This window comes from Steroidobacter denitrificans (genome assembly GCF_001579945.1).
Taxonomy (GTDB): Bacteria; Pseudomonadota; Gammaproteobacteria; order Steroidobacterales; family Steroidobacteraceae; genus Steroidobacter; species Steroidobacter denitrificans.
In genome coordinates this window covers 1117592-1138415 of record NZ_CP011971.1, presented here as the reverse complement: position 1 = coordinate 1138415, position 20824 = coordinate 1117592, and the positions used below count along the sequence as shown (strand labels likewise).

Below are 20824 nucleotides of genomic sequence, written 5' to 3'. Positions count from 1 at the left end.
CGAAGCTGTTCGGCAATCCATTCCCGATCCGTTCGTAGCGATGGCATCGCGTTGACGAATCGCAGCAACTCACTTGCCAGTTCCCCGTGTCCCTCATAGGTGAGCCGCTTAGCAAGTCCGAACCATCCTTGCTCTACGTTCCTACGCACGCAACATCGTGGGGTGGTCGATGAAGCCGACGTTGGCCCGCGAGTTAGTGCTTGATGCGTTGCTGATGGCAGTGTGGCGGCGGCGACCCCTGCAACAGGTGTTGGTACACTCCGACCAAGGATCCCAGGGTGGCAGTGACGACTGGCTTCGCTTCTGTCGATCGAACAACCTGAATCCGAGCATGAGCCGTCGCGGCAACTGCTGGGACAACGCAGTGGCGGAGTCGTTCTTCAGCAGCTTGAAGAAGGAGCGCATCAGAAAACGCATCTACCGAACGCGAGGTCTCGCCAGCGTATGGATCAGCACGTTTTGAATCGATTGCTTTTCGGTGGCTCCACTAACCTACGAGTACGCACTGCCTACATCACAGCCCCTTCGATCGACGCTGCAATGTCCGCCATCGAGCGGAACAGCACCAAAGGATCATCTTTGGAAGGCAAAAAGCCGCACCGGCGCCAGAAATCAGCTGCATCCGGGTCCACCGCGTTGACGACCAGCGCCCGGCCGCCAATCAGGCGAGCTGCCGTAACGCAGCGCTCCAGCGCGTGCTTCAGCAGACCGGTGCCAACCCCCTTCCCTTTCCAAGCCAAGTCTGTTGCCAACTGCCCGAGCAACAGACAGGGAATCGGGTCCGGCGGCTGCCCTGTACGAATCGAACGGGACAGAACCGCAGGTACAACGGCCGTAGGCGCCAGGCCGTAGTAACCGACGACGCGGCTGTCCTCATGGACAACAATCACCGCCGTGAACCCCTTCTCCTGGTTCGACAGCGCGCGCGTCTTCAGCCAGTGATCGAGGGCGGGCTTGCCGCAGGAGAACTGCGAAACATCATGTGCGGCAGTCAGCGGCTCAAGAAGGGACAGTGCCAAGACACCGCCCCTTCACTTCCGCAAACCACCAGTCTCCCACGGCGCAGGACGCTTCAGGATCTCCATCATTTCAGGGACCGGGGCCGCAGGTGCAGCGAGCGCCTCCAGGAACGCACTGAACCCGGTAGAACTCATCCGGATCAGGCTGCTTTCCATGAGAACCTCCTCGGCCGCTCGTACGGCGGCTTCCCGGACGAAATCCGTGCGCGACCGGCCTCGCAGGCCAGCTGCACGGTCGATCATTGCGATGTCCGCGTCGGGCAGCCGCATAGACAGCGGGTGCTCCTTCTTCCTAGTTGCCGACTTCCTAGTTGCCGAACGGGTTGTCATCTGTGATCTCCTAGGATTGGAGCTCACTGTAGTCCGATGTAGTGCTTTTTGCAATACGAAATTCGGTATGCTGCGATGCAACTGACGGAGCTAAGCGATGGGCAGACGATCGATTAGGCTGAAGTTCTTGTGAAGAAAGAGTAAATTTATTCGCAGGCTCAGATACTTAACCTGAGCCTGGGGTGCTCGCGCCTGGCTACACGGTGATCTTCTGCAACAACTCCAGTGCGCGCTGTTGTTTCGAGTTCGCGGTGGTCACCGCGGCGAACGTGGATGTCGACTCGCCGGGCAGCGCGGCGCGGCAGGTATTTCGCACGATCGTGGACAACTCCGCCAGGAGCGTTGAGAAGCTGTGGGCGGGCGTTGCGTCGGGAAGCCGACCCGTCAGGGCTTTGCGTTTCGCGGCCTCAGAGCGCTTCGCCGGCGCCACCGGATCGCGCGTGGCTTTGGCGGCCTGGTCTTCGTCCGCAAACAGCAGCTCGCGCCAGGCTTCGCGCATGTGCCATTCGATGTAGTAGGCCAGTACGCACAGCAGGATATGTGCGCGTACTCGCTCGGCGAGCCGATGATGGATCGGCCGGATGCGCAGATCCACGCTCTTCAGCGTTCGGAACGCGCGCTCTACTTGAGCCAACGATTTGTATTGGCGCACGCATTCGGCCGCGTCCATGATCTGGGCCGGGACGCTGGTGCGGATGACATAGAGCCCATCGAGGCGGGCTTCGGTTTCGATACCGTCGGTCTTGCGCTCGAAGCCGAAGAGATCCTCGCGGATATCGAGTGCGAAGTGCTTGGCCATCTTGTATTGATTGACTATGCGGCCAACCCGCACACCGATGTTATCTTGGCCTCGCAAGCGCCCCTTGGCCACGGACGCGCGGATCTTCTCGAGCTGCTTTTCGGTGGCGCACAACAGCTCTTCGCGCTTGTGTGCGCGCAGTTGCGCGAGCGCCGGGTTACGGCAGGCAACCAGGCGTTCACCGGGATAATCGGGGTGCTCAAGCTCGAACAGATTGCGCTCGTCGAACAGATCCAACTGCACATGTCCCTGGTTCACCAGCGTGCGGATGGAGGTGCTCTTGAGCGCGGTGATCCAGCGTACGCCTTGTTCATTCGTCAACGTATGGATGGCTTTCTGGGAGATCATGCCGCGATCACCCACCATCACCAGCTGCTCGACCCCAAACTCCTGCTTCAGCCGCGCGATTTCCGGCATCAGCGTTTGCGGGTCTGAGGTGTTGCCCTCGTAGACCGATACAGCGACCGGACAGCCCCGGCGGTCGGTGAGCAAGCCGTAGTTGACCTGCAGCATCCCCCGCTTACCGTCGCGGCTGTAGCCGAGTTTCGCCAGCGGGCAGGTGGTTCCCTCGAAATAGCTCGACGACAGGTCGTAGAGCACTACGCTGTCGGGACCCAGATGCCGCTGGGCCAGCTTTTTCTGGATCGCGCCCTGGCGCTCGAGCAGCCAGTCCATGGCGGCGTAGAGTTCCGTCTCGCTCGCATCCGCCACGCCGAAGTCCTGCGCGAGGGTGGTGGTGTGCCACCAGCGGGTGGTGGCGAGCTTGGTGCGCGGGCAGAGCACCCGGGCGGCCAGCATGGCCAGCACCAGATCGCGTTCGCGTGAGGGCTTCGTGCCCAGCAGTGAACTCAGGCGCAGCTTGGTCATGGCCAGGCGCACCGCCTCGACGTGGCCGTGTGCCTGCGATCCCACGACGTTGAACAGCGTCTGGAGTGGGTACAGGGGCTCACCCTTGAGAATCGCGCGCAAGGCATGGATCTGCTCATCGGTGAGGCTGGACAAGTTCGCGATCGTGCGCTTCCTGACCGTGTTTCCCTCGCGGAACGTCTCGCGCAGCAGGTAGGCGGGGCGGGACTTACGGTTGGGTACAACATCGATATGCATGCGCGTATTCTACGCTAAATTGGCCCCGTTGCAACTATTTACATGGGTACATATTTTGCGCAGAAAGACCACACAAGACTCGCAAGCCACTGATCCGCAACGGCTAACTAATTACCCAACGGGGGAATTCAGAAAGAACTTCGGATTAGGACGCGCCAGCGCCCAGCACCACGCAGGACTGCGGTTGCTCCAGCGCATCCAGCAGGCACTGCAATGGGCGCAAAGACGGCTTCACACCAGTTGTCATCCGGGAGCAAGCGCCGCGCCGACCACCGGATCAGAGCACCTGGACGTTGAACACCTTCAGCACATCCGCGTAGTCACGATGCGCCATCAAGGTTGCAGGCACACCCGCGCTGATCTTGGTCATTGACCCATCGAACAATGCATAGGCAAACCGCGTATTCATGTGCCGGGAGACGTAGTAGATCCCGTCCACCTTCTGCGGATGCTCATACACGGCCCGTGCCCACTGCTGCGTCGTGGCGTAGGGATGTTCAGATGAAATCTCGTTCGTGCCACCCAAGCGCTTGAGCGACGCGCCGGTCAGGTCCACCAGCACCAGCGGACTGCCGTGAAAATTGGTCACATGACGATCCGCCAGCTTCGATTCGGCGACCGTGAACCCTCCCGAGGCCGGTAGCGCGTCGTGCAGGATCGTTTCGGCAAAGGCGACCGTCAGGTGATCGCCGGCATAGCACACACCAAATGCGCGCAACGGATCATCGAAGCGATTGCCACCCGTCTTGCCGAAGTACGGCTCGGTAGCCGGACTTCGGGTCACGCGGACACAATCTTCCGGCTTGATCGAAACGGTATCCAGCTTGAGGCTGGAGAAATTCTCCGGTGGCGGCCCCAGCATAACGGCGGCGCGACCTACCGCTCGATGTAGGCGCGTGCAGCAGCCAGCACCGCCTCTTTCCGTCCCTGACTCAGACCCTGCACGGGCGTTATCCCACCCAGGGAGCCGCTCGGCGTCGTGAAAAACACCCACTTGCTCCAGTCGCTTTCGCTGCGCAGGATTGCCAGCACATCCTCCAGACCGCCGGCGCGCACATCCGGATCCGCCTGGAAGGCCGGGAAGTAGTGCTCCCGGCCACCAGCTTCCAGCGAGAACAGCCGGCTCGCCTTGGCGGCCTTGTGAACGGCCTGTCGGCTGATGCCCAACGCATCCGCCAAGGCCGCAGCGGACACCAACTCGCCCTTGGCCACCAGCTCATGCTTGATCGTTCTGCCCCGCTGCCGGGCGCTGTCCAGTGCGCTCTGGTTCTGCGACTTCACCAGCGCAGCTTCGATACCCTCCAGCAGCACCCGCAACTTCTGCAACCGCTCTGCCTCCGCGGCATCAATCCGCAGGCTGGGAGCGAGGCGGAACGCACCATCGAGCAGCGTCTGTTCCGGCAATCCGACCAGTGACTGCAACTGCCGATCCAGACCGCTGGGCAGCAGTTTCAGAAGCTTGTCGATGGTGCCTTTCAGCGCAAGGCCGATCGCCTTCTGGCTGGAGGGAGTGGCAATAGTCCCGGATGCACTCGGCATTGGCGTAAATCCCATTAGAGCGGCTTGCATAGGTTAGACAACCTCGTAAATTTTGTCAACTTTGTAAACTTTGTCAATATTGTCAACCTGCTCGCCAGAGAGCGCTGCGTTACCCTCCCCTGCATTACTTAGGCGCACCCGCTAGATCCCGATGATGTCCGGTACGCCCGAACTTACGGCCTACCGCGACCGACCCCTACCCCGCTCGGGGTCAGTACGAACACTTCGAACCAGTTCAGCGGCAATGAGGTCTCGATCGGTACGTGGCGATGCCATACCTGCAACGAACCGCCGAACGTCGTCCGCCAAGCCATGCTGCCCGCCAAATTCCAGCGTGGACGCGACCTGATAGCCAGCGCAGTACCTCGCGGTTGGCGGTAGCCACATCGAGCATCAGTCCGCCGGCCCGCAGGGTGGCGGCCAGCGGCACGATGAAGCTGCCCTTGAGGTAGCCATTGAAGCGCTCGACCTTCCCCTTGGTGCGCGCGCGGTACCGCCGCACGGTGTTGCGCGATAGGCCTGTCTGTCGGGCGATCTGTCGAATCGATCGCCCCTGCCGTCCGAGAACCTGAATCTCCACTACTTGCTCCTGGGTCAACATCTCGGCGGCTCAAAAAGCCGCCATCCTTACCCAGGCGGGTCACTTTTACTTCGGTGGGGTGGGTCAGTTTTACATCGGTGCTAACAGTTGGCCATGGGAAGTCTCGCCGCCGAGGGCGGTAGTCAATTCGCCGCGAGTTTCGCCAAATTCTGCGAGCAGACGGCCGCACTGATCCTCACCGCTTGCGAGGATGTCGAAGGACTGCCGGCCGCCTGAGCTGGAGTGCAGCACCCAACGATACGGTTGCAATATTACAGAAACTGCAATATTGTCGACGACAGTCATGAGGAACGAGCAGTTCAAGGCGGGTCGATTGAGCGCCAGGCTCACGCAGAAGCAGGCTGCCGAAGCCCTCGGCGTGTCTCAGCCCTACCTGTCCCAACTGGAGAAAGGTCAGCGCCCTGTGACACCGGAGCTGGCCCGTGCTGCGGTTCGCTTGTATCGCGTTCCTGCTACCGCACTCCCGTTGCCCGAGCCGCTGACCGAAGGAAACGTTGCAGACGCCACCCAGCTAGCGCGCCAACTTTCCGGTCTTGGCTACCCAGGATTTGCACACCTGCGACCTCGTAGCACGAATCCGGCGGCCGTCGTCCTCGAAGCGCTTCTACAGAAGGATCTTGAAACCCGACTGACGGAAGCACTCCCCTGGGTGCTGCTGAAGTATCCGGACCTGGACTGGTCCTGGCTCGTTCGCCACGCAAAACTGCTGGATGTGCAGAATCGCTTGGGGTTTCTGATTGCGGTCTCGAAGGCTCTCGCAACTGATCGGCCGGAGTTCGAGTCTGCATTCAGACAGCTCTCCGCCGTTGAGCGGCAGTTGGATCGCGCCCGCCTTGCACGGGAAGATACGCTCTGTCGCGAGTCGATGCCAACCGCCGAGCGCCGCTGGCTCAAGACGCACCGCTCCGCGCTTGCGCGGTACTGGAACCTGCTGACCGGCTTGACTGCAGACCAACTGTCCTATGCGCCCTGAGGCAGAGCCGATCGAACCGTGGCGGTCGCTCCTGCGAGACCTGGACGGGCTTCTCAAAGGCCCGGTCGAGCTCCGTTGCCTGGGAGGCTTTGTGGTCACGCAGCAGTATGGGATCGGTCGCGAAACCTCCGATATCGATTTCCTCACCATCGTCGCTCAGTCGCCCGAGGATGATGTCGAAGCGCTTGCTGGTCTGGGGTCGAAACTGTATCGCAAGTACCGTCTCTACATGCAGCATGCCGGAGTCGCAACGCCGCCCGCCGACTACGAGAAGCGATTGACTCGCATGTTCCCTGCAGCTGCGTGGAAGCGGCTGCAATTACTTGCGCTGGATGCCACCGACCTTGCGCTTTCCAAGTTGGAGCGCAACGCAGAGCGCGACCGTGAAGACTTTCTTCGTCTCGCCCGCGCCGGATATATCGATCGTCAGGTTTTGAAGGACCGATATTACAAAGAGCTGCGGCCATACCTGCTCAGCAGAATCTCGTGGCACGACAAGACACTGGAGCTGTGGCTGGAGATGGCGTGGCCAACCGCGTAGACGCAACGCGCCCGGCGCATTCCCTGTGCCCTCAGAATTTGCCACCAGACGGTGGCCGGGAAGCCGAGCCCCGGGAATGGGGTCGGCTAAATTGGCGAAAGTACAGGCAAAACGTTCAGCGGATCTTGCCCAAGAATGGCGGAGCGGACGGGACTCGAACCCGCGACCCCCGGCGTGACAGGCCGGTATTCTAACCAGCTGAACTACCGCTCCGCGCTTGTAACTTGTCGATACGGCTTGCCGAAGCAATGGCCGTAAGGCGTGGTGGGTGCTGAGGGGATCGAACCCACGACATTCGCCTTGTAAGGGCGACGCTCTACCGCTGAGCTAAGCACCCTGTTGTCATATTCACCTCACGCTGCATGCTGTTCACCTTCGGTTCAGCATCCGAGGCAACAACCCCGGCCGCCGCCGCCTCTCGGTGATTCCCCCCGACCGAAGGCGCGCTAATTTACAGCATCCTTCAGCACCTTACCAGCCTTGAAACCCGGAACATTGCTGGCGGGAATTTCGATGATGTCTCCGGTGCGCGGATTACGTCCGGAACGGGCGGCACGAGCCTTGACGTTGAACGTTCCAAATCCCAGCAGCGCCACTGAATCCCCTGCTTTGAGCGCAGCGGCAATCGTGTCGAACACGGCATCCACTGCGCGGCTCGCCTCGACCTTCTGCAGCCCCGCCTTCTCGCTGACAGCATCGATCAATTCGGCTTTATTCATTTCCGGCTTCCTTCGTCATGAAATTAAATGCACCGCTGCGGTCACAGCGGCGCGTTATTACAGTGCCCGAGGAAAGGGCAACCCTATCAATGCGCGCGCACTTGCTTGTTGGTGCGCTTGGCCGCACGCCGCGCACGCGGCTTATCGTTCGCCTGTGCCGCCGGGACGTTCTGCTGCAAGGGGGCCGGCATATGTGTCAATGCCATCTGCAGCACTTCGTCGATCCATTTGACCGGCTTGATCTCCAGACTATCCTTGATGTTCTGGGGAATCTCGACGAGATCCTTGGCGTTCTCATCCGGGATCAGTACCGTGCGGATACCGCCGCGATGCGCCGCCAGCAATTTTTCCTTCAATCCACCGATCGGCAGCACCTGGCCGCGCAGCGTAATTTCGCCCGTCATCGCCACATCCGAGCGCACCGGCACGCGCGTCAGCGCGGACACCAATGCCGTACACATACCGATACCGGCACTCGGTCCGTCCTTGGGCGTCGCGCCCTCGGGAACATGGATATGCACATCGGTTTTCTGATAGAAATCCGCGTCCAGCCCCAATAGGCCGGCCCGGCTGCGCACCACCGTCATGGCGGCCTGAATCGACTCCTGCATCACCTCGCCAAGCTGGCCGGTATGAGTCAGCTTGCCCTTGCCGGCAACAACCGCCGACTCGATCGTGAGCAGTTCGCCGCCTACTTCAGTCCAGGCCAGTCCTGTCACTTGCCCGATGTGATCCTGTTCCTCGGCGCGGCCATAGCGAAAACGGCGCACCCCCAGGTACTTGTTCAGATTCTTGGGCGTCACCGTCACGGTTTTCGCCTCGGACTTGACGGAACCGGCCTTGGCCGAATCGTCTTTGGCCACATCTGCTTTGGAGTCGGCCAGCAGTTGTTTCACGGCCTTGCGGCAGATCTTGGATATTTCGCGCTCGAGATTGCGAACACCCGCCTCGCGCGTGTAGTACCGGATGATATCCAGCAGCGACTGCTCGGATATCTTCAACTCTCCCTCGCGCAGCCCGTTCTGCTTGATCTGCTTGGGCAGCAGATAGCGCTGGGCGATGGCGCTCTTTTCATCCTCGGTATAGCCGGGCAACCGAATCACTTCCATGCGATCCAACAAGGGCGCGGGGATATTCAGGCTGTTGGCAGTACAGACGAACATCACCTCGGAAAGATCGAAATCGACCTCCAGGTAATGGTCGTTGAATGTGGAGTTCTGTTCCGGGTCGAGCACCTCCAGCAGCGCCGAGGACGGATCCCCCCGAAAGTCCATGGCCATCTTGTCGACTTCATCGAGCAGGAACAACGGATTGTGCACACCGGTCTTGACCATATTCTGGATGATCTTGCCCGGCATGGAGCCGATATAGGTACGGCGATGCCCGCGAATCTCCGCCTCGTCGCGCACACCTCCCAAAGACATGCGCACGAACTTACGATTCGTGGAACGCGCGATAGACTGGCCCAGAGAGGTCTTGCCCACCCCCGGCGGTCCGACCAGGCACAGGATCGGTCCTTTGAGCGTCTTCACCCGCTGCTGTACGGCAAGATACTCGATGATGCGTTCCTTGACCTTCTCCAGCCCGTAGTGATCCTCATCCAGCACCTTCTCCGCCACGGTGATATCGGTGTGGACCTTGCTTTTCTTTTTCCAGGGACACTTCACCAGCCAGTCGACGTAGTTGCGTACCACCGTCGCTTCGGCGGACATCGGTGACATCAGCTTGAGCTTGTTGATTTCGGACAAGGCCTTATCGCGCGCCTCCTTGGGCATGCCTGCCTTGTGGATGCGCTGTTCGAGTTCCGCCAACTCGTTGGGCGCATCCTCGATTTCGCCCAGTTCCTTCTGGATCGCCTTCATCTGTTCGTTCAGATAATACTCGCGCTGACTCTTCTCCATCTGCTGCTTGACGCGTCCGCGAATGCGCTTTTCGATCTGCAGCACATCCATCTCCCCTTCGATCAGGGCGAGGATATGTTCCAGACGCTTGCGCACATCCTGGATCTCCAGGACCTTCTGCTTCGCATCCAGCTTCAGCGACATGTGGGCGGCGACATTGTCCGCCAGCCGCCCAGGCTGTTCGATGCCGGCAAGCGCCGTCAGCACTTCCGGCGGCACCTTGCGATTGAGCTTCACATACTGCTCGAACTGCGAGGTCACGGAGCGAGCCAGCACATCCATTTCGCGTTCGTCGTACTGTTCGATATCCTTGAACGGCGATGTCTCGGCGGAAAAATAGACATCGGTGTGCAGCTTCTCGATGCGGACGCGCTCGGTGCCTTCCACCAGTACCTTCACCGTGCCGTCGGGGAGTTTCAGCAATTGCAGGATCGAGGCAACCGTACCGAGCCGATAGAGATCCTGGGCGCCCGGGTCATCGACATCCGCCTGTTTTTGCGCGACCAACAGAATCTGCTTGTCGGCGCGCATCGCCTGATCGAGTGCGAGAATAGATTTCTCGCGCCCGACGAACAGCGGAATCACCATATGCGGATACACGACGACGTCGCGCAGAGGTAGTACCGGCAAGGCGCCCAACCCGGCACGTTCCACAGCGGCGCGTTCTGGATCGGACTTGGATTCGGGTATGTCAGTGCTCACGCGCAATACCTGGGGTCAATCGGCAGGAATTCCATCAACAAACAAAAAGATCGTGGGGCGGGACTCGGCGAGGCCGGCATCGCCGTCAAAATACCGCAAGCAGCGCGACCCTGCCAGCGTAAACATGCTACTTGGGAATACATCCGCCATCGCCAAGCGAACTCCCGGAGGTCCGCCCGGGATGCAGCCGGCAACCCAACCGCGGGCTGCCGGGATGCACGCGGCGGTATGTCTCAATGATCGCTGCCGGTCGGGCGATGTTCTTCCACCGCAGTGCGTCGTGCTTCTTCGGGTGAGGCGTATACGATATACGGCTTGCTCTCGCCCAGAATGACCGATTCATCCACCACGATCTTCTGTACGTCACGCAGCGCAGGTAAATCGTACATGGTGTCCAGCAGCACGTTCTCCAGGATCGTGCGCAACCCACGCGCACCCGTGCGGCGCTGCATTGCCTTCTTGGCGACCGCTTTGAGCGCCTCCGGGCGAAATTCCAGTTCCACGCCTTCCATGTCGAACAGCTTGCGATACTGCTTGCTGAGCGCATTCTTGGGTTCGAGAAGAATCGAGACCAGGGCGGACTCATCCAGTTCATCCAGCGTGGCGACGACCGGCAGACGTCCGACGAATTCCGGGATCAGGCCGAACTTGATCAAATCTTCCGGCTCCACCTCGTGGAACACATCGCTGCCGTGAGCCCGTTCGCCGTGCTCACGCACTTCGGCGGTAAAGCCGATGCCGGTCTTTTGGGTCCGGTTGAGAATGATCTTCTCCAGGCCCGCGAACGCGCCGCCGCAGATGAACAGGATGTTGGACGTATCGACCTGCAGAAACTCCTGCTGCGGATGTTTGCGTCCGCCCTGTGGCGGCACCGAGGCGATCGTACCCTCGATCAGCTTCAGCAACGCCTGCTGAACACCTTCACCGGAAACATCACGGGTAATCGACGGGTTATCGGATTTGCGCGAAATCTTGTCGATTTCATCGATGTAGACGATACCCGTCTGAGCCTTCTCCACATCGTAATCGCATTTCTGCAGCAGCTTCTGAATGATGTTCTCGACATCCTCGCCGACATAGCCGGCTTCGGTGAGCGTCGTGGCGTCTGCGATCGTGAAGGGCACATTGAGCAGGCGTGCAAGAGTCTCGGCCAGCAGTGTCTTGCCGCAGCCGGTGGGACCGATCAGCAGGATATTGCTCTTGGCAAGCTCGACTTCATCCTTCGCGCGCGCCTCCCCGGTCTTGGTCTGCAGGCGCTTGTAATGATTGTATACCGCCACCGACAGAACCTTCTTGGCGCGAGGCTGCCCGATGACATATTCGTCGAGGACTTTTTTGATTTCGTGCGGACGCGGCAGCTTGTCGCGTGTCCGCTCGGCACGCTCCTCGAGTTCTTCGCGAATGATATCGTTGCACAGCTCGACACATTCGTCGCAGACGAACACCGACGGACCGGCAATCAGCTTGCGTACTTCGTGCTGGCTCTTGCCGCAGAAGGAGCAGTACAACAGCTTGCCGTCGTCGTGTTTACCGCGGGAATCTTCGGACATGAATCACCCTCAAGAATCGGCGCGCACCGGCATTCGGTGCCCCATCCTGGTGCGGGGTCCGGCATAGACCCTGCGTGTAGATAGGGCGCACGACCAGCCGTCGTCAGGGCTATATAGCATGCAGCGCCACCAGGCTGCAAAGACGCATCGCCCAAGAATGGAGCCTGCCGCACCGAAATTAAAAAAGCCTATCAATCAGAACCACTTATCTCTGATGAATCCTTATCAACTGCCCAGGGTCACCAGTGATTCGCCGCGGCGCTCGATGACGCGGTCGATCAGCCCGTAGGCCATCGCGGCTTCTCCACCCATGAAGTTGTCGCGATCGGTATCCTGCTGGATCTTTTCGATCGACTGGCCGGTGTGCTTGGAAAGGATCCGGTTCAACCGGTCGCGTGTCAGCAGCACTTCGCGCGCATGAATATCGATGTCTGAGGCCTGGCCCTGAAATCCGGCCAGCGGCTGATGAATCATCATGCGCGAATGCGGCAATGACAGACGCTTGCCTTTCGTCCCGCCCGCCAGCAGCACAGCTCCCATGCTGGCCGCCTGGCCGATGCACATGGTGCTGACATCCGGCTTGATGAACTGCATGGTGTCGTAGATCGATAGTCCTGCGCTGACCGAGCCGCCCGGGGAATTGATGTACAGTGCAATATCCTTCTCGGGATTTTCGGATTCCAGGAACAACAATTGCGCGACCACTAGATTGGCCATGTGGTCCTCGATCGGCCCCACGATAAAAATCACCCGCTCCTTCAGCAGGCGCGAATAGATGTCATAAGCACGTTCGCCGCGAGCGGTCTGCTCAACGACCATGGGGACGAGATTCATGATTGCACGGCTCATATAATCAAAGGGCTTGTCACACAAGGAACCTGCCACGCGGGATTTTGCCGAGCGGCACATCGTCCGCATCGCGGCCCCGATGTCAGGCTCGATCGGCTCGCCTGCACCGCTCTATCGGGTCGCCGGGGCCACTTCACAAGGGCCACCGCCGCTCCACCCGTCTTCAGGACCGGTGCTCCAGCGGCGTCCTTGCCGGATCGCACCGGTCGTCAGGCCGCCAGCATAGAGCCTTAGGTGCCGAAGCTCATCAACTCCTTGAAGCTCGATGCCTTGTCCGAGACCTGGGCACGCTCGAGCACCCAGTCCACGACCTGGCCTTCCAGCACCATCGCCTCCAGCTGACGCAGCACCTGAGGATTACCGCGGAACTGCTGCATGGCCTGGTCGCTGTCCGGGTACTGCCGAGTCAGCTCCTGCAAGCGCTCCTGCACCTTGGCCTGGTCCACCTGCAGTTCAGCCTTGCGGATAATCTCACCCAGCAGCAAGGTCAGCGCCACGCGCCGGCGCGCCGGCTCCTGAAAGCCGTCGGCGGGCGGGAGCTGCGAAGCATCCTGGGCGCCCATGCGCCGGCCTGCATCGAGTTGCAGATCGCGCACCTGAATTTCGACCATGGATTTCGGCAGTTCCAGCGGATTGGCGGCCAGCAGTCCGTCCATGACCTGTTGTTTCAGACGGGCGGCGAGCGCATTCGTCAATTCGCGCTTCATATTGTCCGTGACTTCCTCGCGCAGACGCTCGATACCACCCGCGGCAATGCCGTAACTTTTGCAGAATTCATCGTCGAGTTCGGGTAACTGGCGCTCCTCGACGCTCTTCACCGTCAAGGCAAATTGCGCCTTCTTGCCGGCCAGATCCGCGGCCTGATAGTTTTCCGGAAAAGTGACTTCGATCGTCTTGACCTCTCCGCTGCGCACACCCTGCAAGCCGGCCTCGAAGTCGGCAATCATACGGCCGGCACCCAGCACGACCGGAACGTTCTCACCTTTGCCGCCCTCGAACGCAACGCCGTCGATCGAACCTTCGAAATCAACCGTGACCCGATCGGTGTCGCGCGCCTCACGCTCGACCGACACATAGTTGGGACGCTGCTCGCGCAGATTCTGGATCATGGCATCGACATCCGCATCGGTTACCTCGGCCGTGAGGCGCTCCACCTGCAACTGCTCGGCGGGTGCAAGTTCGATGGTCGGCACGATCTCGAACACGGCGCGATACTTCAGGTCCCCGCCCCCGCCAGCCAGGTCGATCGGCTCGATACGGGGACCCGCCGCGGGTATCAGCTTCTCTTGGACGACCGCTTCGGCAAAGCTGGACTGCATGACGTCGCCCAGAACTTCCTGGCGCACCTGCTGACCGAACTGCTGACGCACGACCTTCACGGGCACCTTGCCCGGGCGAAAGCCCTTCAAGCGCACGGTGCGGCTCATTCTTTGCAACCGCTCGTCCACCGCCTGTTCGATGCGCGCAGCGGGAACCTGCACTTCCATCCGGCGCTCGAGGGTGCCGATCGACTCTACCGAAACCTGCATGGGCTCACCAACCTCAGTAATTAAACTCGTCTGATCTGTCTTCGATGCTTAAAGCTCTTGTCATTCAATGAGCTGCGTGCATCTCAACCGCCTCTTCGGCAGACTGCGGAAAAGGGATTGCGGACGTGCACCCGCCCTGCCGATCAATGGCTTGATGCATCCGTACCGGCAAAAGGGGCGCGATTGTGCCACATGCAAAGCAGGCTGGCACGCGCCGCCGCAGCGCGAAGCCTGTTATTTGTACTCTGCGGGACGGGCGGAGACGCAGGACGGGGCTAGCCGCGCCGCGGGGTCCGCCCCTCGGACGCGCCCTCCGGTGCGCTGAGCCCATGGGGGCCGTCGTGACCGATGCTTCCCATGCCGGAACGACCTACTGTCACGCGACGATCACGGCACGGGAGGAAATCCAGTTCGCACGTCACGCCCTTCAACTATAACGATATGTTTTATAAGAAAAAATGGTGCGAAAGGAGGGACTCGAACCCTCACGGGGGTTACCCACTGGAACCTAAATCCAGCGCGTCTACCAGTTCCGCCACTTTCGCAGCTCAAGGATCGCCCGCGAGCAACGGGCGATCGCGCGGGGCGGCGGAGTATACCTGAGCGGCTGGAAATTCGAGCGCATCCGCATCGCGCAGGCCGGGAGCACCACCATATTGCTCGATCAGGAATTGGTAAAAAAGAGCGCGTCAGCCGTCGTGACGTACGCCTTCATTTCGCAAGCGACCGGTACAGTTCATCGCGCTCAGGCAGGCTCTCCCGAAAAACCTCGATCACATTGCGCCGGGTGGCTTGCTGGTTTTTGCGGGCCAGATATTAACGTCGTGCGGCTGGATGACTATCGGCGGAGATGAGAACTACGCCGCTCGATGCGCCCGAAGGTCAAAGTCCGCATGGATAACATCGTAGGGAACGCGAACCTTTCCGTCCTGCGTTCGCTCCACGAGGCCGCGATCGATCAATTCCACTAGATCGGTATGCACACGCTTCACGTCTCGATCCAGAGTCCTGGCAAGACCACGTACGCTGCAGGGTCCGACAGACTGCAACTTTTCAATCAGATCCCATCGCTTGGGCGAGAGCACGCGAAACATTGCCGCAGGACTTTCGAACATCAGCGCATCGCCTTTGCTGTGCCGGGTCTTGGCAGCATCAATGAAGCGTTTCCCCATCTCGCGCAGGGCGGCCGCAGAATCTCTCTGAATACTGATAGTGAGCTTCTTCATGATCCCGCCCTCTTTCGCTCCACATCCGCCAAAAAATCCGCCACCAATTGTTCCAGCCCCCGGAACTCATAGGCTTCTTCCCGTCCGTCCTCGTGTCTGTGATCGCCTTTCGGGCGCTCATTGTCATATCCGATGACGCGCTTTCCGCTCACACCGTAGTACAGACGGTACTTGAAGTGATGAGCGCTTCCCGGAACGGAGCTGGGAACAAGCCACACGACCATTTCCACGACAGCGCCGTCATCGAACTCGAAACGCTCTCGCTGCAATAGTTCGGCCCTGGGCTTCGTGTTGGCTATTGTGCCAACGTCTCACGCTGTTGTCAACGATGCCAACAGAGCGGCAGTGTCTCCATGTGAAAGTACGGGCTGGATCCAAACCGACGTCACGGGAAGCTGCTCATCGTGTGCGGGTAAAAACCGGGGATTGCGCAAACGACCCAGTGAGGCCGTAGCACCAACGTAGCTCCGTGATCTCTGTCGATTTTCAACCATCAAGACGATGGCTCTTAAGTTGTTATTTTTATTCTAGAAAGTTGGTGGGCCGTATAGGACTCGAACCTATAACCAACTGATTAAGAGTCAGCTGCTCTACCAATTGAGCTAACAGCCCATCCGTGGCACTTCCCTTGCCTGCCCTGCAATGGTTGGCGGAATTCTCTCCTCCAACCAAAAAGCTCATTGATTTCGGCCACTTACGTAGCGACACTCAAGGGCCTGCCGTCCGTGAGGGCGCGCAGCGTAGCAGATCGACGGTGGCAATGTAAAACACTCTGTCCGACCGTTCCGGAATCGCGTAACGGCCGGCGGTTTCCGCACTGGCCACACCGCTAAAGCACGGGCCACAGTGTCGCGATCGGCACCTGATCCGCAGCATCGATCCGCCATGAGGCCGCGACCGCGGGCACCAGTAACTTACAGTGCGCGCACGTATTCCAATGCCCGCTCGATCCTGGAAAGCACTGCTTCACGCCCCAGCACCTCCAGGGTCACGTCGATCGGCGGCGAGACGGACGTACCGGAGACGGCAACCCGCAGCGGCTGCGCTACTTTCCCCATCCCGACGCCGAGCTGCGACGCCACCTCATTGACCGCCTCATGCGCGGCGGCGGCGGTCCATTCAGTGATCCCAGACAGTTTTGCATGCAGAGCCTCCAGCGTAGCTCCGCTGTCGGGCGTGAGGTTCTTTTTCGCTGCCTTCTCATCATAACCCTGCGGCTCCCGGAAAAAGAAGACGCTGTTCTGCGCCATCTCCTTGAGCGTCTTGGCACGCTCTTGCTGAGCCCCGGCCACGGCCGCGAGCTTGGCATCGTCCGAGACGGTTACGCCCAGCGCGGCCAGTTGGGGCTTGAGGTGGACGGCAAGGTGCTCCGGCGTCGAACGCATGATATGTTGCTGGTTCAACCACAGCAGCTTGTCGGGGTTGAAGGCCGAAGCCGATTTGTTCACATCCTCGATATCGAACAAATCGATCATTTCCTGCATGGAGAAAATTTCCTGATCGCCATGCGACCATCCCAGACGGACCAGATAATTCAGCAGCGCCTCCGGCAGGTAACCCTCCTCCCGGTATTGCAACACGCTGACCGCACCGTGACGCTTGGACAGCTTGGCACCGTCGGCGCCCAGAATCATGGGCACGTGCGCATACATCGGCGGCGGCGCACCCAAGGCCTTGAGCATGTTGATCTGCCGCGGCGTGTTGTTCAGATGATCATCGCCGCGAATGACATGAGTTACCCGCATATCCATATCGTCCACGACCACGCAGAAATTATAGGTCGGCGAACCATCCGAACGAGCGATGATCAAATCATCGAGTTCTGAATTTGCGAATGCCACGCGACCATGGATCGCATCCTCGACGATGACCGCGCCCTCGCTTGGATTGCGAAAGCGGATGACTGGATCGACACCGGCACGCGGTTCGTTGCGATGCCGGCAAGTACCGTCATAGCGCGGCTTCTGCTTTGCAGCGAGTTGTTCGGCACGCATCGCTTCCAGTTCTTCCTTCGTGCAATAGCAGCGATAGGCATGACCGGCCTGCAGGAACTGTGTGATGACCTCCCGGTACCGATCCATGCGACGGGATTGATAGAAGGGACCTTCATCGGCATCCAGGCCCAGCCAACGCATGCCGTCCAGAATGACCTGCGTAGCCTCTTCGGTCGAGCGCTCCCGGTCGGTGTCTTCCACGCGCAGGATGAACACGCCGTGTGCGCGTCGTGCATACAGCCAGGAGAACAGCGCAGTACGCACGCCGCCAATATGCAGCATGCCGGTGGGACTGGGCGCGAAGCGGGTACGGATGGTCATGGGGAAAATAATGGGACGAAACGATGTAGATTATTCATGGGCCGGCAGAATCACCAGCGCAGCCGCGAATGCTATCACCGCGAAGATGCCCGCCGAGAACTGATGCGCACGATGCAGGAGGCTGCGCGCAGGAAGTTCGAAGTCGATCGCGTGAGAACCGCGCTTTGCGTGGAAAGCCGATTCCTGGATAGACCATAACTTACTGATTTTAATGGTGGGCGGTACTGGGATCGAACCAGTGACCCCTGCCGTGTGAAGGCAGTGCTCTACCGCTGAGCTAACCGCCCAAGCATCGAATGCTGTTCCTGGAGCCGTGACGGCCTCAAGGGCCGCGTAGTGTAAGGATGGCCGCACCCACGGTCAATCGGGCATCGTCACTCGGTATTTTCCCGCTTCGAGGCGCCGCCAGCCGAGATCGCCGGCTCGCGACTCTCGGGAGGATCTCGCCGCGGCTGGCACGGTCTTACTGATCAAACTCTAATCGAACAGCACTGCCTCAAGCGCACTGCCTGCCGAAAGGAGACGCTCGCCGATCGCGTCGAGCTCCTCGATGGAGGCTTGGCGCACGCGCGTCTGAATGCCCTCATCGAGCGCGCCGAAGCGAACGGTGAGCTGTCGTAACACCAGGGCCGCACGGCCTTCGGTGACGCCCAAGGCCATGCCCCGCTGGATACCTTTTTCAATGCCCTGTTCGATCCCTTGTTCGATCCCTTGTTCGATACCTTGTTCGATCCCCTGCTCGATGCCTTGGGCAATGCCCTGGGCGAAGTAGCGCCGGGCGAACTCGCTCTGGTATTCGTACTTGGCTGGATCCATGGCTTGCAGCTCCCGTCGGACGGCCTCGCTCAGTGAGGCCAGAACAAGATCAAAATACAACCTGGACCGATCCGCGTCGAGTCCCTCGCTGGCCAGTTGCGCCGCCAGCGCGATCTGCACGGATTTGGCCGTATCCTGGCCCCGGCCATGAGCCATCGCCGACAACACGGCCAGCTCTGGATCCGCTCGCGCCTGAACTTCTTCGGTGATCTGCGGTACACCAGAGGGCCGCAGCACCAGGGGCACGAAGCCGTTGCCACCTCCCAGGTCCACCGGCTGCGCCGCCCAGCGTGCCACCGATTCATTGGCCGTCACCACCAGCAGGCACACCGGACATTTCAATCGCGCTCGCAAGCTGGTGACATAGACCGGCCACACGAAGCGCTTGCGCGGATCGGCGGACAGCTGCGCCTCCACCACGATGCCCAGCACCGGCTTTTCATCCAGCAGCAGCACCACCAGATCAGCCCGATACTCGGTGGGCTGGACCTCATTCAGCTCCGCACAATCGATGCGCGCCCGGGTGTAGCGCGGCAGATCCATACGCATGGCCCCGCGCAACAGTTCCGGCGCCAGCTCGGGACGATTGCGAAACAACAACAGCAAGGCCTCATGCAGTTGCGAGGGCATCGCCAAAGCCTAGGCGTTTTACTGCCGAAGACCAGAGCGATTAACTGCGAATTTGTGCAGAAATGCAGCGTAAAAATGCGTCCCGCGACATTCTGCCCATCAAGCGTTCCGACCATCAAGCGATTGGACAAGTCCGCTCATGATCCAGCTCCAGCCATACATTTACCCGGGATGCATGGCTGGCGCTGGATCATGAGCGAACCTCAACCCCACAACGGCTTTGGGCGGGACGCCGGCTTTCCTCAGCCCGCCGCCTCCCCGCCGATCATGGCCAGCAGCTCCGTGGTACGCGAACGCATCAATGCCTCATCACCGCGGCTTTCCACGTTGAGGCGAATGAGCGGCTCGGTGTTGGAGGAGCGCAGGTTGAATCGCCAGGCATCGAACTCGACCGATAAACCGTCGGTGAAATCCACCGAACGGGCACCCTTTTCATAGTGCGCCTGCACCCTGCGGATCGTGGCCGGTGCGTCCGCCACCCGGCGATTGATCTCGCCGCTGGCGGGAAACTTGCGGATCCGCTCGCCGACCAGGGCACTGAGCGGCTGGCCTGACTCGCACATCAACTGCGTCACCAGCAGCCAGGGAATCTGGCCGCTGTCGCAGTAGCCGAAGCGCCGGAAATAATGATGCGCACTCATTTCGCCGCCATAGGCGGCATCGGCCTGGCGCATCACATCCTTCATGAAGGCATGACCGGACTTGGACATCACCGCCTGGCCACCCAGGGAATCGACCATATCCAAGGTCGCCCAGGTCAGACGAGGATCGTGCACGATGCGCGCGCCGGGTTCGCGCTGCAGAAACACCGAGGCCAGCAGGCCGACGATGTAATACCCCTCGATGAACGCGCCGGTCTCATCGAACAGGAAGCAGCGATCATAGTCCCCGTCCCAGGCCACCCCGCAGTCCGCGCCATGCGCGCGAATCGCCTCGATGGTCGAGCGCCGATTGTCCTCCAGCATGGGATTGGGTACACCGTTGGGGAAATGGCCGTCGGGGGTATGGTTGAGTTTGATGAACTCGAAGGGCAGGTGGGATTGCAGCTGATCCACCACCAGTCCGGCGCCACCGTTGCCGGCATTGACGACGATCTTGAGCTTCTTGAGCTTGGCGTGATCCAGGTAGGACAACAGATGCTCGATATACTTTTGCTGAATATCCAGTTCGAAGCGCTCGCCCCGGCGATCCGGCGAAGTATAAGCCTGCGCCTCGGCAATACGCTGAATATCCTTCAAACCCGTATCGCCGCTGATCGGTCGCGACTGCTCGCGCACGAACTTCATGCCGTTGTAGTCGGGCGGATTGTGACTGGCCGTCACCATGATGCCGCCGTCCATCCGCTCGCTGAAGGTCGCGAAATACACCACTTCGGTACCGCACAGCCCGATGTCATGGACATCGACCCCGGAGTCCAGCAGTCCCCGCGTCAGCGCCGCGCACAAGGTCTCGCTCGACAGCCGGATGTCGCGCCCCACGACGATCCGCAGCCGACCGGCGTCGGGCCGCAGGAACTCGGCATAGGCTCTACCGATGCGATAGGCGACCTCTTCGTTGAGTTCCCCCGGAATGCGGGCACGATAATCGTAAGCCTTGAAGCCGATGATGCTGCTCATGAACCTTCGTCCTCGATCGATGCGCGGGCCCGACGCGGCAGCCGCCGCCTCGAGTCAGCCCGGCG

18 protein-coding genes, 5 tRNA genes and 2 pseudogenes are annotated in these 20824 nt (G+C 60.3%); 4 read left to right on the top strand and 21 right to left on the bottom strand.

All coding sequences use genetic code 11. The annotated features are described in order from the left end of the window. Positions 1 to 142: 142 nt before the first annotated feature. Positions 143 to 439 (top strand): annotated as a pseudogene (locus ACG33_RS04970) (DDE-type integrase/transposase/recombinase); the annotation flags it as partial. Between the two features lie 70 nt (positions 440 to 509). Here the strand turns inward: ACG33_RS04970 and ACG33_RS04965 are convergent. The 6 genes and pseudogenes from ACG33_RS04965 to ACG33_RS16450 form a co-directional block, all read right to left on the bottom strand. Then, positions 510 to 1019 (bottom strand): GNAT family N-acetyltransferase, encoded by a 510-nt coding sequence (locus ACG33_RS04965; RefSeq protein WP_066919220.1) that lies wholly within the window; start codon positions 1017 to 1019, stop codon positions 510 to 512. A gap of 12 nt (positions 1020 to 1031) precedes the next feature. After that, positions 1032 to 1349 (bottom strand): type II toxin-antitoxin system TacA family antitoxin, encoded by a 318-nt coding sequence (locus ACG33_RS04960; protein ID WP_066919218.1) that lies wholly within the window; start codon positions 1347 to 1349, stop codon positions 1032 to 1034. A gap of 196 nt (positions 1350 to 1545) precedes the next feature. Beyond that, positions 1546 to 3252 (bottom strand): IS1634 family transposase, encoded by a 1707-nt coding sequence (locus ACG33_RS04955; RefSeq protein WP_066918020.1) that lies wholly within the window; start codon positions 3250 to 3252, stop codon positions 1546 to 1548. A 277-nt stretch (positions 3253 to 3529) separates the two neighbouring features. Continuing rightward, entirely contained in the window at positions 3530 to 4036 is a 507-nt protein-coding gene (locus ACG33_RS04950) for an RES family NAD+ phosphorylase (RefSeq protein WP_168160022.1), read from the bottom strand. Positions 4037 to 4128: 92 nt separating this feature from the next. Next, entirely contained in the window at positions 4129 to 4791 is a 663-nt protein-coding gene (locus tag ACG33_RS04945; RefSeq protein WP_066919215.1) for a helix-turn-helix domain-containing protein, read from the bottom strand. Positions 4792 to 5236: 445 nt separating this feature from the next. Continuing rightward, positions 5237 to 5392 (bottom strand): annotated as a pseudogene (locus ACG33_RS16450) (helix-turn-helix domain-containing protein); the annotation flags it as partial. Between the two features lie 93 nt (positions 5393 to 5485). On the opposite strand from ACG33_RS16450, the gene ACG33_RS16885 reads away from it, so the two are divergent. From ACG33_RS16885 to ACG33_RS04930, 3 genes are all read left to right on the top strand, one after another. Then, entirely contained in the window at positions 5486 to 5608 is a 123-nt protein-coding gene (locus tag ACG33_RS16885; RefSeq protein ID WP_257721744.1) for a hypothetical protein, read from the top strand. Positions 5609 to 5660: 52 nt separating this feature from the next. After that, positions 5661 to 6365, top strand: a complete 705-nt coding sequence (locus ACG33_RS04935) for a helix-turn-helix domain-containing protein (protein ID WP_210399181.1) — start codon at positions 5661 to 5663, stop codon at positions 6363 to 6365. A gap of 91 nt (positions 6366 to 6456) precedes the next feature. Next, positions 6457 to 6906 (top strand): DUF6036 family nucleotidyltransferase, encoded by a 450-nt coding sequence (locus tag ACG33_RS04930; protein WP_157071674.1) that lies wholly within the window; start codon positions 6457 to 6459, stop codon positions 6904 to 6906. A gap of 136 nt (positions 6907 to 7042) precedes the next feature. On the opposite strand, the gene ACG33_RS04925 is transcribed toward ACG33_RS04930, so the two are convergent. The 15 genes from ACG33_RS04925 to ACG33_RS04855 all read right to left on the bottom strand — a co-directional run bounded on the left by ACG33_RS04925 (position 7043) and on the right by ACG33_RS04855 (position 20759). Beyond that, positions 7043 to 7119: transfer RNA gene (locus ACG33_RS04925), tRNA-Asp, on the bottom strand. Between the two features lie 49 nt (positions 7120 to 7168). After that, positions 7169 to 7243, bottom strand: a tRNA-Val gene (locus tag ACG33_RS04920). 109 nt (positions 7244 to 7352) lie between these two features. Continuing rightward, complete coding sequence (locus ACG33_RS04915; protein WP_066919207.1) at positions 7353 to 7625, bottom strand: HU family DNA-binding protein; 273 nt, start codon at positions 7623 to 7625, stop codon at positions 7353 to 7355. Between the two features lie 86 nt (positions 7626 to 7711). Beyond that, positions 7712 to 10180 (bottom strand): endopeptidase La, encoded by a 2469-nt coding sequence (gene lon / locus ACG33_RS04910; protein ID WP_157071841.1) that lies wholly within the window; start codon positions 10178 to 10180, stop codon positions 7712 to 7714. 281 nt (positions 10181 to 10461) lie between these two features. Continuing rightward, on the bottom strand, positions 10462 to 11778 hold the full coding sequence (clpX, locus tag ACG33_RS04905; protein WP_066919205.1) for an ATP-dependent Clp protease ATP-binding subunit ClpX: 1317 nt from the start codon (positions 11776 to 11778) through the stop codon (positions 10462 to 10464). Positions 11779 to 12003: 225 nt separating this feature from the next. Further along, positions 12004 to 12627: an ATP-dependent Clp endopeptidase proteolytic subunit ClpP gene (clpP, locus tag ACG33_RS04900; protein ID WP_066919203.1), complete on the bottom strand. Its 624-nt coding sequence runs from the start codon at positions 12625 to 12627 to the stop codon at positions 12004 to 12006. A gap of 230 nt (positions 12628 to 12857) precedes the next feature. After that, positions 12858 to 14156, bottom strand: a complete 1299-nt coding sequence (gene tig, locus ACG33_RS04895) for a trigger factor (RefSeq protein WP_066919201.1) — start codon at positions 14154 to 14156, stop codon at positions 12858 to 12860. A gap of 459 nt (positions 14157 to 14615) precedes the next feature. Then, positions 14616 to 14701: transfer RNA gene (locus ACG33_RS04890), tRNA-Leu, on the bottom strand. A 312-nt stretch (positions 14702 to 15013) separates the two neighbouring features. Continuing rightward, positions 15014 to 15382 (bottom strand): HVO_A0114 family putative DNA-binding protein, encoded by a 369-nt coding sequence (locus tag ACG33_RS04885; protein ID WP_066919199.1) that lies wholly within the window; start codon positions 15380 to 15382, stop codon positions 15014 to 15016. Further along, a complete protein-coding gene (locus ACG33_RS15645) occupies positions 15379 to 15651 on the bottom strand; it encodes a toxin-antitoxin system TumE family protein (RefSeq protein ID WP_210399180.1) in 273 nt (90 codons plus the stop codon). Before ACG33_RS15645 ends, ACG33_RS04885 begins: the two co-directional genes overlap by 4 nt. Before the next feature lie 267 nt (positions 15652 to 15918). After that, positions 15919 to 15994: transfer RNA gene (locus ACG33_RS04875), tRNA-Lys, on the bottom strand. A gap of 302 nt (positions 15995 to 16296) precedes the next feature. Then, positions 16297 to 17697, bottom strand: coding sequence for a glutamate--tRNA ligase (gene gltX, locus ACG33_RS04870; RefSeq protein WP_066919195.1), 1401 nt, complete (start codon positions 17695 to 17697; stop codon positions 16297 to 16299). 212 nt (positions 17698 to 17909) lie between these two features. Further along, positions 17910 to 17984: transfer RNA gene (locus tag ACG33_RS04865), tRNA-Val, on the bottom strand. Between the two features lie 190 nt (positions 17985 to 18174). Further along, positions 18175 to 19143: a DUF4351 domain-containing protein gene (locus ACG33_RS04860; RefSeq protein WP_157071673.1), complete on the bottom strand. Its 969-nt coding sequence runs from the start codon at positions 19141 to 19143 to the stop codon at positions 18175 to 18177. Between the two features lie 242 nt (positions 19144 to 19385). After that, positions 19386 to 20759: a phosphohexomutase domain-containing protein gene (locus tag ACG33_RS04855; RefSeq protein ID WP_066919192.1), complete on the bottom strand. Its 1374-nt coding sequence runs from the start codon at positions 20757 to 20759 to the stop codon at positions 19386 to 19388. Positions 20760 to 20824: the final 65 nt, after the last annotated feature.